Origin of the sequence: uncultured Kocuria sp., from assembly GCF_947500125.1 — a bacterium.
Classification (GTDB): Bacteria; Actinomycetota; Actinomycetes; order Actinomycetales; family Micrococcaceae; genus Kocuria.
In genome coordinates, this window is sequence record NZ_CANMRA010000003.1 from 216285 (window position 1) to 232203 (window position 15919).

Sequence of the window (15919 nt, forward strand, 5' to 3'; positions counted from 1 at the left end):
TCACGCCCCGGCCCGCTTCCGGGGGCCGGGGACCTTCGCATCGGACTCGCGCAGGTACAGCGGGGTCGTGTCCGGGGACAGCGCCTCCCCGCGGGCCGTGCGGCGCGCGGCGGCGAGGCCCAGGGACGACGCCGTGGGCTGCGCCGCGGCGAACTCCGGCACGGGACGGGCCAGGCGGTCCGCGTAGATCCCCGCCCCGCGGCCGTAGGCGGGCAGCGCCGGGAGCTGCTCGGCGGCGGCGACACCGGGGCCCCCGGCCGGCCGGGGGCCGTCCTCGGCCAGGGCGAAGCGGGCCCAGTAGACCTCCTTGCGCCGGGCATCGGTGAGCACGAGGAACTCCTCGTGACCCGCCGCCCGGGCGTGCCCGGCCGCGTCCTGGGCGAGGGCCTCGAGGCTCATGAGCCCGTGCAGCGGGACGTCCCACGCGAAGGCGAGCGCCCGCGCCGTCGCGATCCCCGCGCGCAGGCCGGTGAACGGCCCGGGGCCGGTGCCGACCAGGATGCCGTCGAGGTCGCCGCCTGCGACGCCGCGGCCGGCCAGCAGGTCCCGGACCGCGGGCGCCAGGACCTCGGCGTGGGAGCGGGTGTCCGGGCTCGCGAAGGAGCCGAGGACCTCGCCCGCGCCGGTCACGAGGGCGGCGGAGGCGACGGCGGAGGAGTCCAGGCACAGGAGGAGCACCCGACCAGTGTAGTGCCCGCCCCCGGGCGCCGCCCGGCCCCGTCGGGCCGGCCGGACCGGCTCAGTCGAGCCGCGGCGGCCCGTCCGCCCAGCGCGGGCCGATCCCGGTGAGCGTGATGCGGCGGGGCTCGTCCTCCTCGTCCGGGTCCTCGTCCCGGTCCTCGTCCCGGTCCTCGGCGTCGTCGACCGGGCCTCCCGGGTCGTCCGCGGCCTCCGCGGGTCCGCACGGTGCGCCGGGGCCGAGGGGGGCGGCGCCCACGGCGCGCTCCAGCACGATCTCGAGGCGGGACTCCGCCAGGTGCTCGACCTTCCCGGTGCCCCACTCGACCACGGTGACGGCCGTGTCCACCGTGTCCTCCAGGTCGATGTCGTCGACCTCCGCCGCCGAGCCCAGCCGGTAGGCGTCGACGTGCACCAGGTCCGGTCCCCCGGGCCGGGGCCCGTCCGGGACGTTGGGGTGGCGGCGCACCAGCACGAACGTGGGCGAGATGATCCCCTCCCGCACCCCCAGGCCCCGTCCCAGGCCCTGGGTGAACGTGGTCTTGCCCGCGCCGAGCTCGCCGGTGAGGACCAGCAGGTCCCCGGCGCGCAGCTGTCCGCCCAGCCGCTCGGCCAGGGCCTGGGTCCGCCCGGGCCCGTCCACCGTCACGGTCCGCGTCCACTCGCTCATGCCTGCTCCTCGGCTGCCTGCTCCTCGGCTGCCTGCTCCTCGGCTGCCTGCTCCTCGGCTGCCTGCTCCTCGGCTGCGCCCACCCCGTGCTCCGTGGCGTGCAGGTGCACCCGTGGCACGCGGGGCGAGACGCGGGTGACGATCTCGTAGTTGATGGTGCCCGCGGCGTCCGCCCACGCGCTCGCCGAGGGGTCCTCCCCCGCTCCGAACAGCACGGCCTCCGCCCCGAGCAGCCCGTGCTCGGGGGCGGCGAGGCCCGGCGCGCCGAGGTCCACGACGATCTGGTCCATCGCGACCCGGCCGACCTCCGGGTAGGTGCGGCCCTGGATCCGCACCGGCCCGCCGGTGCCGGTGCGCGGGACGCCGTCGGCGTAGCCGAGGGGCACGAGCGCCAGGGTGGTGGGCCGGTCGGTGACGTAGCTCAGCCCGTAGGAGACGCCCTGTCCCGCCGGCACCTCCTTGACCGCGCTGACCGTGCTCCGCAGCGTCATGGCGGGCACGAGCCCGAGCTCGCCCGGGGTGCGGTCGGCGAACGGGGAGAGCCCGTAGAGGGAGACCCCCACCCGGACCATGTCCAGGAGCATGTCCTCGGGGCGCTCGAGCCCGGCGGCGCCGAGGAGGCCGGGCGAGTTCGCCGCGTGCCGCAGGGCGGGCCGGAGCCCGGCGGCACGGGCCGTGTCCACGGCCCCGCGGAAGCGCTCGAGCTGCTCCCGGGTCTCGGGCCGGGCGGGCTCGTCGGCGACGGCCAGGTGGGTGAAGACGCCCACGACGCGCACGAGCCCCGCGGCCTCGGCCTGGGCGGCGGCCCGCACGAGCTCGGGCCAGAGGGCCTCCGTCGCCCCGTTGCGGCCCAGGCCCGTGTCGATCTTGAGGTGGATCCGGGCGGGGCTCCCGAGCGCCCGGGCGGCCTCCGCGATCGGGGCGAGCTCCCACCCGCTGACGCCCAGCTCGACGTCGGCGGCGAGCGCCGCCCCGAAGTCCGTGTCGACGGTGTGCAGCCACGCGAGCACGGGGGCGCCGATCCCCGCGGCCCGCAGGGCGAGGGCCTCGCCGACGTGGGCGACGCCCAGGGCGTCCGCGCCGGCCTCGAGGACCGCGCGGGCCACGGGCACGGCCCCGTGGCCGTAGGCGTCCGCCTTGACCACGGCCATCAGCCGGGCGGGGGCGGCGAGGGCCCGGAGCCGGCGCACGTTGGAGCGGACGGCGGCGAGGTCGACCACGGCGCTGCGCTCGAACCGGGGCGGAGGGGGGAGGACGCCGCCGGACGAGGCGGTCGGGACGGGATCAGCACGGTTCACGGATCCCATTCTCGCACCGGGCCCGCCGCGGCCGGCGCAGCGGGCGCGGCGGGCCGGACCGTCGCGCGCAGGGCGGGCCGCCGGGGACCCGGCGGCCGGCGGCTAGAGTTGAGCCGTGTCCGCCGCGCCCCGCCACGTCCTGCTGATCAGCCTGCACACCTGTCCCCTCGAGCAACCGGGGTCGGGTGACGCGGGCGGGATGAACGTCTACGTCCGCCACCTCGCCGAGGCCCTCGTGGACGCCGGCCACACCGTGGACATGGCCACCCTGGACCGCGGCGCCGGCGCCCCGCCCGCCGCGGGCGTGCGGAGCACCCGCATCCGCGACGGGCTGCGGCTGCTCACCGTCGCCCTGCCCGGTGCCGCCGGGGCGAGCAAGGAGGACCTGCCCGGGTTCACCTCGGCCTTCGCGGACGTGCTCCGCGCGGAGGCCGACCGGCCCGACGTGGTGCACGCCCACTACTGGCTCTCCGGCGCCGCGGGCCGGGAGCTCGCCGACGGCTGGGGGGTCCCCCTCGTCCTGACCCTGCACACCACGGCGCTCGGGAAGAACCTGCGCGCCCGGACCGGCGAGGGGCTCGAGCCGGCCTCCCGGGCCGAGGCCGAGGCCGAGCTGATCGCCCGGGCCGAGGCCACGGTGGTGAACACCCGGACCGAGGCGCTGCAGATGATCGAGCTCTACGACGCGGACCCGGCCCGCCTGACCGTGATCACCCCCGGCGTCGACCTCTCGGCCTTCACCCCGGACGCCGCCCCCGGCGAGCCCCGCCGCGCCGGCGGACCGCCCCCCGGCTCGCCCGGCCGCCCGCTGCGGATCCTGTTCGCCGGCCGCCTGCAGGCCCTCAAGGGCCCGCACGTGCTCGTCGACGCACTCGCCCGGATCCGGGAGACCGACCCCGGCCTGCCCGTGGAGCTGGACGTCGTGGGGGTCGGCACCCGCGGCTTCACGGCCACGCTGCGGGAGCGCGTGCGGGAGCTCGGCCTGGAGGACGTCGTGCGCTTCGGACCGGCCCTGCCCGCCCCGCAGCTCGCGGCCCGGATGCGCCTGGCCGACGTCGTCGCCGTCCCGTCCTCCTCCGAGACGTTCGGCCTCGTGGCGCTGGAGGCCCAGGCGTGCGGCACGCCGGTGCTCGCCACGGACGTCGACGGGCTGCGCACCGCGGTGCTCGACGGGCTCACCGGCCGGCTCGTGCCCGACCGCGAGCCCGGCTCGTGGGCGCGGGCCGTGGTGGCGCTCGCGGCCGATCCGGCCGCGCTGGTGCGCATGGGCGAGGCGGCCGCCCGGCGCGCCCAGGGACACTCCTGGGAGCGCACGGCCCTGGCCACGGCGGAGGTCTACGCGCGCACGCGGGCCCGGGCGGGGGTACGCGACGGTAGCGGCCGGCGGCTGAATACACTCGAACGGTGACGACTCCCCCCCTCTCCTCCGCAGACCTCACCCATCATCTCGACCAGCACCGCATCACGGGCGCGGTCGCGACGCCCCGCGAGGCGAACCTGCGCAACATCCAGGGCTTCCTCGACGGCGACCAGCACCAGCACATGGGCGTGGTGCGCACCCGGGAGTGGACCTTCGACGACGTGTTCGCCCTCATGCGGGACCGCGTCGGCATCTCCCCCGACCGGGCGCACGTCGAGGGCCAGGACACGATCTCCGCGGAACGGGCCGTCGCCGCGCTGGAGCGCTACGCGGGGGTCCTCGGCGAGGTGGTCTCCGGCGGCGGCCGTGTGCTCTTCGCCACCGGCCACCCGGCCGGCCTGTTCCCGGTCTACGCGCACCTGGCCCGGGTGGCCCGCCGCGCGGGCGCGCACGTGGTGCAGGTCCCGGACGGCTTCCCGTTCGAGGACGGCGACGTCCGGCAGATCGAGAGCGTCGTGATGGTCGAGCAGTACGGCGGGCTGCGGCACACCCACTTTCCCGGCCCCATGTCCCTGACCCTGGAGAAGCTGCGCCGCGACGGGCAGAACCCGCCCGACCTCGTGGTCGCCGACCACGGTCTCGCGGGGGCGGCCGGCTCCCGGGGGCTGCGGACCGTCGCGGTCGCGGACTGCAACGACCCCGGCGTGTTCGTGGCGGAGGCGCAGGGCCAGATCGAGGTCGCCGTGCCGCTGGACGACAACCTCCCGCCGCGCGTCTACGAGCCGGTCACGGCGTTCGTGCTCCACCGCGCCGGCCTGGCGGACTACATCTGAGCGCTCCCGGTGCGCGGGGCCCCAGGTGCTCGGGACTCCCGATGCGCAGGCCCCCGCACCGGGGACGGTGCGGGGGCCTGCGGGCCGCGGGCGCGGGCTCAGCGCTCGCGCTCGCCCCGGATGAAGGCCTCCAGGTTCGCCCGGGCCACGTCGTCGGCCTGCTGCTCGCGCGGGGACTTCATGAAGTAGGCGGACGCGGAGGTCAGCGGGCCGCCCACCCCGCGGTCCAGGCCGATCTTCGCCGCCCGGATCGCGTCGATGATCACCCCGGCCGAGTTCGGGGAGTCCCACACCTCCAGCTTGTACTCGAGGCTGATCGGGGCGTTGCCGAAGCCGTGGCCCTCGAGCCGGACGAAGGCGAACTTGCGGTCGTCGAGCCACGGGACGTGGTCCGAGGGCCCGATGTGGACGTCCTTGGTGCCGAACTCCTTCTGCACGTTGGAGGTCACGGCCTGGGTCTTGGAGATCTTCTTGGACTCCAGCCGGTTGCGCTCGAGCATGTTCATGAAGTCCATGTTGCCGCCCACGTTGAGCTGGTAGGTCCGGTCGAGCACGTAGCCGCGGTCCTCGAAGAGCTTGGCCAGGACGCGGTGGGTGATCGTCGCGCCGATCTGGGACTTGATGTCGTCGCCCACGATCGGCACGCCGGCGGCGGTGAACTTCTCCGCCCACTCGTCGGTGGAGGCGATGAACACGGGCAGGGCGTTGACGAAGGCGACCCCGGCGTCGATGGCGGCCTGGGCGTAGAACCGGTCCGCCTCCTCGGAGCCCACGGGCAGGTAGGACACCAGGACGTCGACCTGCGCGTCCTTGAGGGCCTGGACCACGTCCACGGGCTCGGCGGCCGACTCCTCGACCATGGCCCGGTAGTACTCGCCCAGCCCGTCCAGGGTGGGCCCGCGCTGGACGGTCACCCCGGCGTGCGGGACGTCGGCGAAGGTCATGGTGTTGTTCTCCGAGGCGGAGATCGCCTCCGAGAGGTCCAGGCCGACCTTGGCGGCGTCGACGTCGAAGGCGGCCACGAACTGCACGTCGCCCACGTGGTAGTCGCCGAACTGCACGTGCATCAGCCCGGGGACGGAGGCGGCCGGGTCGGCGTCGGCGTAGAAGTGCACGCCCTGGATCAGCGACGAGGCGCAGTTGCCGACACCGGCGACGGCCACGCGAATGGGATGGTGGGACACGGGACTCCTCTGTCTGGTCGTCTGGGCTCCGTCCCCGGCGGATGCCGGGCGGACACCCGCACGGGTGCCCGGCACCGTGCCGGGCAGGACCCAGCGCTCCAGTCTAGTGCCCGTCAGGGGTGGGGCCGGCCGGGGGGCCCGCCGTCGGGCTCACAGCGCGCTGAGGAGCAGGCCGAGGGCGAGCACCAGGAACAGCACGCCGGCGGCGAGCTCCACGGCGGCGCCGTGCCGCCGGAAGCCCGCGGCCAGCCGCTGGACCGAGCCGACCCACGCGACCGCGGTGAACCAGGCGAGGCCCACCGCCACGAGCAGCGCGAAGACCAGGGCCGTCTCCCACCACAGGGCGCCCGCCGGGACCACGTTGGCGAACAGCGCCACGAAGAAGATGATGGCCTTCGCGTTCGAGAGGTTCGTCACGAGCCCGAGCACGAAGCCCCGCCCCGGGGTGACCGTGCGGCCCGGCGGCGCCTGCGGCTCGTCCGGGTCCGTCCCGGGTCCGCCCGCCGCGGACGGCACCCGGGCGGGCAGGGTCCGCGCGGCGAGTCCCGCCCGGATCCCGCTGACGCCCAGCCAGCCGAGGAACAGCGCCCCGGCCACCTGGATGATCCGCTGGACGCCGTCCGCCTGGCCGATCAGGACGGTCACCCCGGTGAGGGAGAGCGTGATCCACACGAGGTTGCCCGTCATCACCCCCACCGCGGTGAGCACCCCGGCCGCGCGGGAGCCCAGTGACGCGTTGCGCAGGATCACCAGGACGTCCGGGCCGGGGGCGACGATCCCGGCGATCCACAGCCCGAGCAGGGCGAGGTACTGCGAGACCTCCACGGCTACCGGGCCCGGTCGCTCACGAGGTCTTGGAGTCCTGGGCGCCCGCCCAGATGTTGATGTCGGAGTCCGTGGCCAGCCGGTCGATCGCGTCCAGCTCCTCCGGGGTGAAGGACAGGTGGCGCACGGCGCCCACGCTGTCCTCGAGCTGCTGCGGCGAGGAGGCCCCCACGAGTGCCGTGCTGACCTGCCCGTCCGCCTGCTCGCGCAGCACCCACGAGATCGCCATCTGGGCCAGGCTCTGCCCGCGTGCCTCGGCGATGTCGTGCAGACCGCGGACCTTCTCCAGGGTCGTGCCGGTCAGCCACTCCGGGTCCAGGGACTTCTCCGCCGCGGCCCGGGAGCCCTCCGGGATGCCCTGGAGGTACCGGTCCGTGAGCATGCCCTGGGCCAGGGGGGAGAACACGATCGAGCCCATCCCCGCCTCCGTCAGGGCGCCCAGCAGGGAGGTCCCCGACGGACCGGGCGACTCGATCCAGCGGTTGAGCAGCGAGTAGGACGGCTGGTGGATGAGCAGCGGCGTGCCGAGCTCCCGCATGATCTGCTGGGCGCGCAGGGTCAGCTCGGCGTTGTAGGAGGAGATCCCCACGTACATGGCCCGCCCGGAGCGCACGATGTGGTCGAGGGCCCGCATGGTCTCCTCGAGCGGGGTCTCCGGGTCCGGGCGGTGGTGGTAGAAGATGTCCACGTGGTCCAGGCCCATCCGCTGCAGGGACTGGTCGAGGGAGGACACCAGGTACTTCCGCGAGCCGCCGAAGCCGTACGGCCCCGGCCACATGTCCCACCCGGCCTTCGAGGAGATCACGAGCTCGTCCCGGTACGGCGCGAGGTCCTGCGCCAGGATCCGCCCGAAGTTCAGCTCCGCGGCGCCGGCCGGCGGGCCGTAGTTGTTGGCGAGGTCGAAGTGGGTCACGCCGAGGTCGAAGGCCCGGCGCAGCGTGGCGCGCTGGGTGCCCAGCGGCTTGTCGTCGCCGAAGTTGTGCCACAGCCCGAGCGAGATCACGGGCAGCTTGAGCCCGGACTCGCCCACGCGGCGGTACGGCATGGTCTCGTAGCGGTTCTCCGCCGGGAGGTAGGGGACATCGGGTCCGTAGGTGCGCACGGCGGCCTTTCGGGGTTCGAGGGAGTCGTTCGGTGGGTGGTGGCGGTGGCTCAGTAGCGCACCACGGCCGCGCCGTGGGCGGGCAGCGCGGCGACGGCGCTGCCGCTCCCGTCGGTCAGCGACACGTCGCCGGAGCGGAAGAGCACCTCGGCGTCCTGGCGGCCCGGGAACGGGACCCGCGCGGGCTCGGCACCGAAGTTCAACAGCACCGCGACCCCGTGGGCGGAGCCCGGGGCCGTGGCCCGGCGCAGCACGAACCAGCGGGCGTCCTCGTCGAGGTCGGTGCCGATCGTGTCGAAGCGCGGGTCGGTGAGCTCGGGCACCGCGCGCCGCAGCGCGATGAGCTCGCGGTAGGCGGCCAGCACCCGGGCGTGGTCGTCGCGGCCGAGCTCGTCCCAGTCCAGCTTCGAGTCCGTGAACGTGCTGGGGGCCTGCGGGTCCGGGACCGTGTCCTCGTCCCAGCCCATGGAGGCGAACTCCGCCTTGCGGCCCTTCGCCACGGCCTCCCCGAGCTCGCGCTCGGGGTGGGCGGTGAAGAACTGCCACGGGGTGGACGCACCCCACTCCTCCCCCATGAACAGCATGGGGGTGAACGGCTGGGTGAGCAGCACGGCGGCGCCCAGCACGAGCTGGTCGGGCGTGAGGCTCGCGCTGATCCGGTCCCCCGCGGCGCGGTTGCCGATCTGGTCGTGGTTCTGGATGCACGTGACGAACTGCCACGGGCGCACGCGCTGCTTGTCGACCGGCCGGCCGTGGTGGCGGCCTCGGAAGACCGACATGGTGCCGTCGTGGTAGAACGCGTCCCGCATCACTTTGTCGAGGGTCCCGAGGGCGGCGAAGTCCGCGTAGTAGCCCTGCGTCTCCCCCGTGAGCGCCACGTGCGCCGCGTGGTGGAAGTCGTCGAGCCACTGCCCGGTCATCCCGAGGCCGTGGGCCGTGGTCGGCGTGATCATCCGGTGGTCGTTGAGGTCGGACTCCGCGACGGTGAAGAGGGGCTTGCCGGTCTCCACGCCCACGCGCTCCACGAGCTCGGCGATCTCCTCGAGGATGTGCACGGCCCGGTGGTCCTGCAGGGCGTGCACGGCGTCGAGGCGGAACCCGTCCACGTGGTAGTCGCGCAGCCACATCTCCACGTTGTCCAGGATGTAGTCCCGGACGCCGTCGGAGCCCCAGCCGTCGAGGTTGATGAGGTCGCCCCAGGTGCTGGAGCCCGGCTTGAAGTAGTCGGCGAACAAGGGCAGGTAGTTCCCGGACGGGCCCAGGTGGTTGTAGACCACGTCCTGGATCACGCCGATCCCCCTCTGGTGGCACGCGTCGACGAAGCGCTGGTAGGCGGCGGGCCCGCCGTAGGACTCGGCCACGGTGTACCAGAGGACGCCGTCGTAGCCCCAGTTGTGCTCGCCGTTGAACCCGTTGACGGGCAGCAGCTCCACGAAGTCCACGCCGAGGTCGGCGAGGTGGTCGAGCCGTTCGACCGCGGAGTCGAGGGTGCCCTCCGGGGTGAACGTGCCGACGTGCAGCTCGTAGATCACCGACCCGGCCAGGGTGCGGCCGGTCCACGCGGCGTCGCCCCACCGGTGCGCGGAGGGATCGAACGTGCAGGAGAGGTCGTGCACGCCCTGGGGCTGGCGGCGGGAGCGCGGGTCCGGCAGGACCTCGGAGACCTGGGAGCGCTCCTCGGCCGTGCCCTCGTCGAAGGTCTTGCCCAGGAGGTAGCCGTAGCGCACGGTGCCGTCGGGGACGTCGGCGCCGTCGGGCAGGGTCCACCAGCCGTCGCGGCGCGCCGCGGTGCCGGCCGGCGAGTCCTCGGGCAGGGTCGCGGCGGGGACCATGGCGTGGTCCTCGCCCTCGATGCGCGCGGTCACCGCCCTGGCGTGCGGGGCCCAGACGTCGAAGCGGTTGAGGTGGTCGCGGGTGTTCATGGAGGTTCAGGAGTCCTTCCGGCGCAGCAGCGCCACGGGGTAGTCGGCCAGCAGCCCGGACAGCGGCACGGTGCCCGTGTGCCGGCGGCGGGTCAGCACGTCCTCGAAGTCGCCCGGGGGCAGGTCGAGGGTCTCGCCGGCGAAGCCGCCGGCGGCGGCCAGGCCCAGGGGCAGGCGGGTGGCCACGGTCACGGCGCCGCCGCGGTCGAACGCGAACACGTGCCCGGCCAGGGGCCCGGACGCGGTGAGCGGGGTGTAGCCGGTGAACAGCTCGGGGTGGTCCCGGCGCAGCCGCAGGGCGCGGCTGGTGACGAGCAGCTTGGCGGCGGCGTCCGGTCCCACGGCGGGGATCCCGTCCGCGGTGCCGCCCACGGGGTTGTCGAGGCGGGCCAGCACGGCGGCCCGCTCCTCGAAGTCGACGGGACGGCGGTTGTCGGGGTCCACGAGGGACTCGGCCCACCGCTCGGAGCCCTGGTAGACGTCCGGGACGCCGGGCATCGTGAGCTGCACGAGCTTGGCGGCGAGCCCGTTCGACCACCCGGCCGGGGTGACGTGCTCGGCGAAGCCCTCGACGACGGCCCGCATCTGCGGGTCGTGGAGGACGAGCTCGACGAACCGGGTGAGCCGCTGCTCGAACTCGGCGTCCCCGTCGACCCAGGCGGTGGAGTTGCCGGCCTCGCGGGCGGCCTTGAGGGCGTAGTCCAGCACCCGGTCCTGCGAGATGGGCCAGGCGCCCACCACGGCCTGGAGCACGAGGTTCACGAGGGGGCCGTCGCCCACCAGGGCCCCGGCCGCCCCGGCGAGCCTCTTCACGGTGCCGACCACGCCGGCCCACTGCTCCCCGGCCTCGGCGAGCACGGTGATCCGCGCCCGCACCGCCTCGGAGCGCTTGGTGTCGTGCGTGGACAGCGCCGTCATGGCCAGGGGCTCCTCGGCGGCCCGCCGGGCGAGCTCGGCGTGGGCCTCCTCGGGCGTCACGGCGAAGTGCGACGGGTCGCCGCCGACCTCGGTCAGCGACGTGAGGCGGGAGAAGCGGTAGAACGCGGTGTCCTCCACGCCCTTCGCCATGACCATCCCGGAGGTCTGCTGGAAGCGGCGGGCGAGCTCCCCGAGCTCCGCCTCGTCCGTCGCGTCGACCCCGAGCAGCCCGCCCAGGGTCCCGATCGCGCCGGAGAGGTCGGGACGCTGCTCCCGGGCGGCCTCGAGGGCCGTCCGCAGGTGCTCGGCCCCCTGGGGCAGGTAGCTGCGGTAGACGGGGAAGTTCGCGAGGATCTCCGCCAGGGCGTCCTCCGCCACGGGCCGGTCCAGGCCGGCGTCCCCGGGCACGAGGCGGGCGAGGCGCCGGACCTCGGCCAGCAGCGCGCCGTCGGCCATGGCGCGCTTGGTGCCGTGGACCAGCTCGTCCCAGTGGACGGGCTCGCCGTCCCGCAGCCGGGCGTCCAGGCTGGTCAGCGCGTACTCCCCGGCCGGATCGGTGAGCAGCCGGTCGAGCACGCCGAGGGCGTCGTAGCCGGTGGTGCCCGCGGTGGCCCAGTCCCGGGGCAGCCGTTCGCCGGGCTCGAGGATCTTCTCGACGACGACGTAGGCGCCGCCCGTGAGCTCCTTCAGCTGCTCGAGGTACTGCCGCGGGTCGCGCAGCCCGTCGGGGTGGTCGATCCGCAGGCCGTCGACGAGGCCCTCGTCGATCCACCGCTTGATCTCCGCGTGGGACTCGGCGAAGACCTCCGGGTCCTCGACGCGCACGCCGGCCAGCGTGGCCACGGTGAAGAACCGGCGGTAGTTGAGCTCGGCGTCGCCGCGGCGCCAGTGCACGAGCTCGTAGTGCTGGCGGTCGTGGACGTCCCGCGGGTCGTCCCCCTCCGTCCACGTGCCCTCGGCCAGCGGATAGACGTTGTCGTAGTAGCGCAGCGTGCCGTCCTCGACCCGCAGCTGGGCGAGCTCCTCGTCGCCGTCGCCCAGCACGGGGATCAGCACCCTGCCGCCGCCGGCCGCCCACTCGACGTCGAAGGCCTCGGCGTAGGGCGACTCCCGGCCCTGCGCCAGCAGCGACCACCACCAGGGGTTCTGCTCCGGGGCGGCGACGCCCTGGTGGTTGGGGACGATGTCCACCAGCACGCCCATGCCGCGGGCGTGGGCGGCGTCGGCGAGCGCCTTGAGTCCGGCGGCACCGCCCCGGACGGGGTCCACCTCCGCGGGGGACGCGACGTCGTAGCCGTGGTCGGAGCCGTCGACGGCCCGCAGGATCGGCGAGAGGTAGACCCAGTCGGCGCCGAGGTCGTGGAGGTAGTCCACGAGCCCCGCGGCGCGGTCGAGCGTCAGGTCGGAGGTGATCTGGAGTCGGTAGGTCGAGATAGGTGTGCGCACGGCACCAGTCTGTCGGCCCGGCCCCGGAAACGCCAGCAGGCTGTCGACCCGTGTCCGGGTCGACAGCCTGCCGGGGCCGTCAGGTCACTGGTCCTGCGGCGTCTTCGCGTACGCGGCCACGGAGGCGGCGACCGACGCGTCGGGCTCCTCCTCGGGGGTCTCGTAGGCGCGCAGCACGACCATCGACTTGCCCTCGAGGGCGATCGAGGAGCGGGCCTTGCGGATCTGCCCGTCGGCGTACTTGCCCGCGGTGTCGATGACCTCCTCCCACTGCCGGCCGTAGCGCACCGGCGGGAGCTTGCACTTCACGGGCTCCGGGTTGGAGTTGAAGTACACGATGAAGTTCACGTCCGTGATGGGCCGCCCGCGCATGTCCACGCCGGCGATGCCGTTGCCGTTGAGCCACATCCCGAAGGACCGGGACAGGGGCTCGTCCCAGTCGGCGGGCTTGAGCGGGGCCCCGTCCGTGTTCAGCCACGCGATGTCGGGCATCGGGCGGCCGGTGTCGTCCGCGTCCATCTCGACGGGCCGGCCGTCGAAGAACTCCGAGCGCCGGAACGTCGGGTGGTCGTGGCGCAGGTGGGTCACGGCGGCGACGAACTCGGTGAGCGGGCCGTCCATGGTGTCCCAGTTGATCCACGACAGCTCGTTGTCCTGGCAGTACGTGTTGTTGTTGCCGTCCTGGGTGCGGCCCAGCTCGTCGCCGTGCAGCACCATGGGCGTGCCCTGGGACAGCAGCAGCGTCGCGAGGAAGTTGCGCTGCTGGCGGGAGCGCAGGGCGAGCACCTCGGGGTCGTCGGTGGGTCCCTCCACGCCGCAGTTCCAGGAGCGGTTGTGGGACTCGCCGTCGTTGTTGCCCTCGCCGTTGGCCTCGTTGTGCTTCTCGTTGTAGGAGACCAGGTCCCGCAGCGTGAAGCCGTCGTGGGCGGTGACGAAGTTGATCGAGGCGAACGGACGGCGGCCGCTGTGCTCGTAGAGGTCCGCCGAGCCGGTGATGCGCGAGGCGAACTCGCCCAGGGTCGCGGGCTCGCCGCGCCAGAAGTCGCGCACGGTGTCCCGGTACTTCCCGTTCCACTCGGTCCACTGGGGCGGGAAGTTGCCCACCTGGTAGCCGCCGGGGCCGACGTCCCACGGCTCCGCGATGAGCTTCACCTGGGAGACGATCGGGTCCTGCTGGACGAGCTCGAAGAACGTGGCCAGCTTGTCCACGTCGTAGAACTCGCGGGCCAGCGCGGAGGCGAGGTCGAAACGGAAGCCGTCCACGTGCATCTCGGTCACCCAGTAGCGCAGGGAGTCCATGATGAGCTGCAGGGAGTGCGGGTGACGGACGTTGAGGGTGTTGCCGGTGCCCGTGTAGTCCATGTAGAACTTCTGGTCGCCCTCCACCGTCCGGTAGTAGGCCTGGTTGTCGATGCCCTTCATGGACAGCGTGGGGCCCATGTGGTTGCCCTCGGCCGTGTGGTTGTACACCACGTCGAGGATGACCTCGATGTCGGCCTGGTGCAGGGCGCGCACCATGGCCTTGAACTCCTGGACCTGGCCGCCGAGGTCATTGGTGGAGTGGTACTCGTTGTGGGGGGCGAAGAACCCGATGGTGTTGTAGCCCCAGTAGTTGCGCAGGTCCTGGTCGAGCAGGGTGCTGTCCTGCACGAACTGGTGCACGGGCATGAGCTCGATGGCGGTGACGCCGAGCTTCTGCAGGTGGGCGATCACCGAGGGGTGGGCCACGCCGGCGTAGGTGCCGCGCTGCTCCTCCGGCACGTCGGGGTGCTGCTGGGTGAGGCCCTTGACGTGGGCCTCGTAGATCACCGACTTGTGGTACGGCGTGCGCGGGGTGCGGTCGCCCTCCCAGTTGAAGAACGGGTTGATCACCACGCCCATCATCATGTGGGGGGCGGAGTCCTCGTCGTTGAACGAGTCCTCGTCGCCGAAGTCGTACGAGAACAGCGCCTGGTCCCAGTCGATCTGGCCGGAGACGGCCTTGGCGTAGGGGTCGAGCAGCAGCTTGGCGGAATTGAAGCGCTGGCCCTCGGCGGGGTTCCACGGTCCGTGCACCCGGTAGCCGTAGCGCTGCCCGGGCTGGACGGTCGGGAGGTAGCAGTGCCAGACGTAGCTGTCCTGCGCGGCGACCTCGATGCGGGTCTCGGCGCCGAGCTCGTCGAACAAGCACAGCTCGACCTTCTCGGCGGCCTCGCTGAAGAGGGCGAAGTTCGTGCCGGTCCCGTCGAAGGTGGCTCCGAGGGGGTAGGGCTGACCTGGCCAGACTTCCATGGGGGATCTCCTGTCGTACCGCCGGGCAGGGGTCACCGTCAGCGGGCTGGGTATGGGGCAAGTGGGCTTAACCTTAGCCCGGCCGGGAGCCGCCCGAGTCCCGGGGGCGGTCCGCCGGGGCGCAGGACCCGCCCTCAGCGGCCGGAGCGCAGGACCGTGCGCACGTTCGCGGACAGCGCCGTGGGCGGCACGGGACCGAGGCCCTCCAGCCGGGACGCGTAGCCGTGGACGGCCACGGCGAGGGCGGCGGCCACCGCGAGCCGGACGTCCCCCCGCGCCCACTCCCCCGCGGCGGCGAACGCGTCCGGGTCCTCCGCGCAGCCCGCGAGCGCCGTGCCCATGATCCCCGCGAGGGTGTCCCCGCTGCCGGCGGTCGCCAGCCAGGGGCTGCCGTCGGCCTGGGAGAGCAGCGTCCCGCCGGGGGCCGCCACCAGGGTGGTGGCGCCCTTGAGGACGACGACGGCCCCGGTCGCCTCGGCGGCCGCGCGCGCCCAGCGGGCGGGCTCGGCCTCGATCGCCGCCCGGTCGGGGGCCTCCCCGCCGTGGCCGAGGGCGGCGAGCCAGGCGAGCACCTGCTCGAGCTCCCCGGCGTGCGGGGTGAGGACCTTGCCCGGGCCGAGGATCCCGTCGGCGGACGCCCGGGCCGCCGCGTCGAGCGCGCCGGCGTCGACGACCGCCGGCAGCCCGCCCGCGAGCACGGCGCCGATCCGGGACTCCTGGGCGGCGTCGCCCACGGCGCCGGGGCCGACCACCCACGCCTGGACGTGCACGTCGTCGGGGTGGTCCTCGGAGGCGACCACCTCGGGGCTGGTCAGGCACACGAGGGAGCGGGTCGAGGCGTCCCCGAGGTGGCGGACCATGCCGGCGCCGGCGTCCACGGCGGCGCGCGTGCACATCAGCGCGGCTCCGGGGTAGGTCGGGGAGCCGGCGACGACGCCCACCACGCCCCGGGAGTACTTGTGGGAGGCGGCCCCCGGCCGCGGCCACAGCGCCGCGACGTCGTCGGGCTCCAGCCGGCGCAGGGCGGGCGCGGGCAGGGCGTCCTCGATCCCGAGGGGCACGGTCCGCACCTCGCCGCACCAGCGGTCCCCCGGCGGCAGGAACAGTCCGGCCTTGGCCCCGGCGAACGTCACGGTGACGTCCGCGGGCAGCACCGGCCCGGCCACCGCGCCCGTGTCCGCCGAGACGCCCGAGGGGACGTCGCACGCCACGAACGCCGGCCCCCCGTCGCCGGGCCACCGGTCCAGGACGGCGCGGACGAGCTCCGCCGCCGGCCCGCGCAGTCCGCCCCGGGCGCCGGTGCCCAGCACGGCGTCGAGCACGAGGTCGGCGCCGAGCACGTGCTCGACCGCCTCCCCGAGCGCGGGGTCGCCGTCGCCGGCGCGCAGCACCCGTCCCCCCGCGGCCGCGAG

At 74.4% G+C, this 15919-nt stretch carries 12 protein-coding genes; 2 read left to right on the forward strand and 10 right to left on the reverse strand.

The features are described from left to right. The 3 genes from tsaB to alr all read right to left on the reverse strand — a co-directional run bounded on the left by tsaB (window position 1) and on the right by alr (window position 2568). The gene (gene tsaB, locus Q0817_RS03505) at window positions 1-678 is read right to left on the reverse strand and encodes a tRNA (adenosine(37)-N6)-threonylcarbamoyltransferase complex dimerization subunit type 1 TsaB (RefSeq protein ID WP_298584455.1); all 678 of its coding nucleotides are present in this window, start codon (window positions 676-678) and stop codon (window positions 1-3) included. A gap of 61 nt (window positions 679-739) precedes the next feature. After that, window positions 740-1348 (reverse strand): tRNA (adenosine(37)-N6)-threonylcarbamoyltransferase complex ATPase subunit type 1 TsaE, encoded by a 609-nt coding sequence (tsaE, locus tag Q0817_RS03510; RefSeq protein WP_298584458.1) that lies wholly within the window; start codon window positions 1346-1348, stop codon window positions 740-742. Further along, window positions 1345-2568: an alanine racemase gene (alr, locus tag Q0817_RS03515; RefSeq protein WP_366139854.1), complete on the reverse strand. Its 1224-nt coding sequence runs from the start codon at window positions 2566-2568 to the stop codon at window positions 1345-1347. Before alr ends, tsaE begins: the two co-directional genes overlap by 4 nt. A gap of 193 nt (window positions 2569-2761) precedes the next feature. Between alr and Q0817_RS03520 the strand changes: the two genes are divergently transcribed. Then, window positions 2762-4054, forward strand: a complete 1293-nt coding sequence (locus Q0817_RS03520) for a glycosyltransferase (RefSeq protein ID WP_298584462.1) — start codon at window positions 2762-2764, stop codon at window positions 4052-4054. Continuing rightward, on the forward strand, window positions 4051-4839 hold the full coding sequence (locus tag Q0817_RS03525; RefSeq protein WP_298584463.1) for a phosphatase: 789 nt from the start codon (window positions 4051-4053) through the stop codon (window positions 4837-4839). Before Q0817_RS03520 ends, Q0817_RS03525 begins: the two co-directional genes overlap by 4 nt. A 98-nt stretch (window positions 4840-4937) precedes the next feature. On the opposite strand, the gene Q0817_RS03530 is transcribed toward Q0817_RS03525, so the two are convergent. From Q0817_RS03530 to Q0817_RS03560, 7 genes are all read right to left on the reverse strand, one after another. Further along, window positions 4938-6023, reverse strand: coding sequence for an inositol-3-phosphate synthase (locus Q0817_RS03530; protein WP_298584465.1), 1086 nt, complete (start codon window positions 6021-6023; stop codon window positions 4938-4940). Between the two features lie 150 nt (window positions 6024-6173). Continuing rightward, window positions 6174-6848, reverse strand: a complete 675-nt coding sequence (locus tag Q0817_RS03535) for a LysE family translocator (protein ID WP_298584467.1) — start codon at window positions 6846-6848, stop codon at window positions 6174-6176. A gap of 19 nt (window positions 6849-6867) precedes the next feature. Further along, complete coding sequence (gene mgrA / locus Q0817_RS03540; RefSeq protein WP_298584470.1) at window positions 6868-7950, reverse strand: L-glyceraldehyde 3-phosphate reductase; 1083 nt, start codon at window positions 7948-7950, stop codon at window positions 6868-6870. Between the two features lie 50 nt (window positions 7951-8000). Further along, window positions 8001-9872: a malto-oligosyltrehalose trehalohydrolase gene (treZ, locus tag Q0817_RS03545; RefSeq protein WP_298584472.1), complete on the reverse strand. Its 1872-nt coding sequence runs from the start codon at window positions 9870-9872 to the stop codon at window positions 8001-8003. Window positions 9873-9878: 6 nt separating this feature from the next. Next, window positions 9879-12236, reverse strand: a complete 2358-nt coding sequence (gene treY / locus Q0817_RS03550; protein ID WP_298584474.1) for a malto-oligosyltrehalose synthase — start codon at window positions 12234-12236, stop codon at window positions 9879-9881. Between the two features lie 84 nt (window positions 12237-12320). Beyond that, the gene (gene glgX / locus Q0817_RS03555; protein ID WP_298584476.1) at window positions 12321-14507 is read right to left on the reverse strand and encodes a glycogen debranching protein GlgX; all 2187 of its coding nucleotides are present in this window, start codon (window positions 14505-14507) and stop codon (window positions 12321-12323) included. A 134-nt stretch (window positions 14508-14641) separates the two neighbouring features. Then, on the reverse strand, window positions 14642-15919 hold a 1278-nt coding region (locus Q0817_RS03560; protein ID WP_298584479.1), incomplete at its 5' end, for a bifunctional ADP-dependent NAD(P)H-hydrate dehydratase/NAD(P)H-hydrate epimerase.

What these genes read in the sequence shown, in the direction of transcription:
- tsaE (WP_298584458.1), bottom strand. Translation starts at nt 1,348, where the DNA reads ATGAGCGAGTGGACGCGGACCGTGACGGTGGACGGGCCCGGGCGGACC.
- treZ (WP_298584472.1), bottom strand. Translation starts at nt 9,872, where the DNA reads ATGAACACCCGCGACCACCTCAACCGCTTCGACGTCTGGGCCCCGCAC.
- glgX (WP_298584476.1), bottom strand. Translation starts at nt 14,507, where the DNA reads ATGGAAGTCTGGCCAGGTCAGCCCTACCCCCTCGGAGCCACCTTCGAC.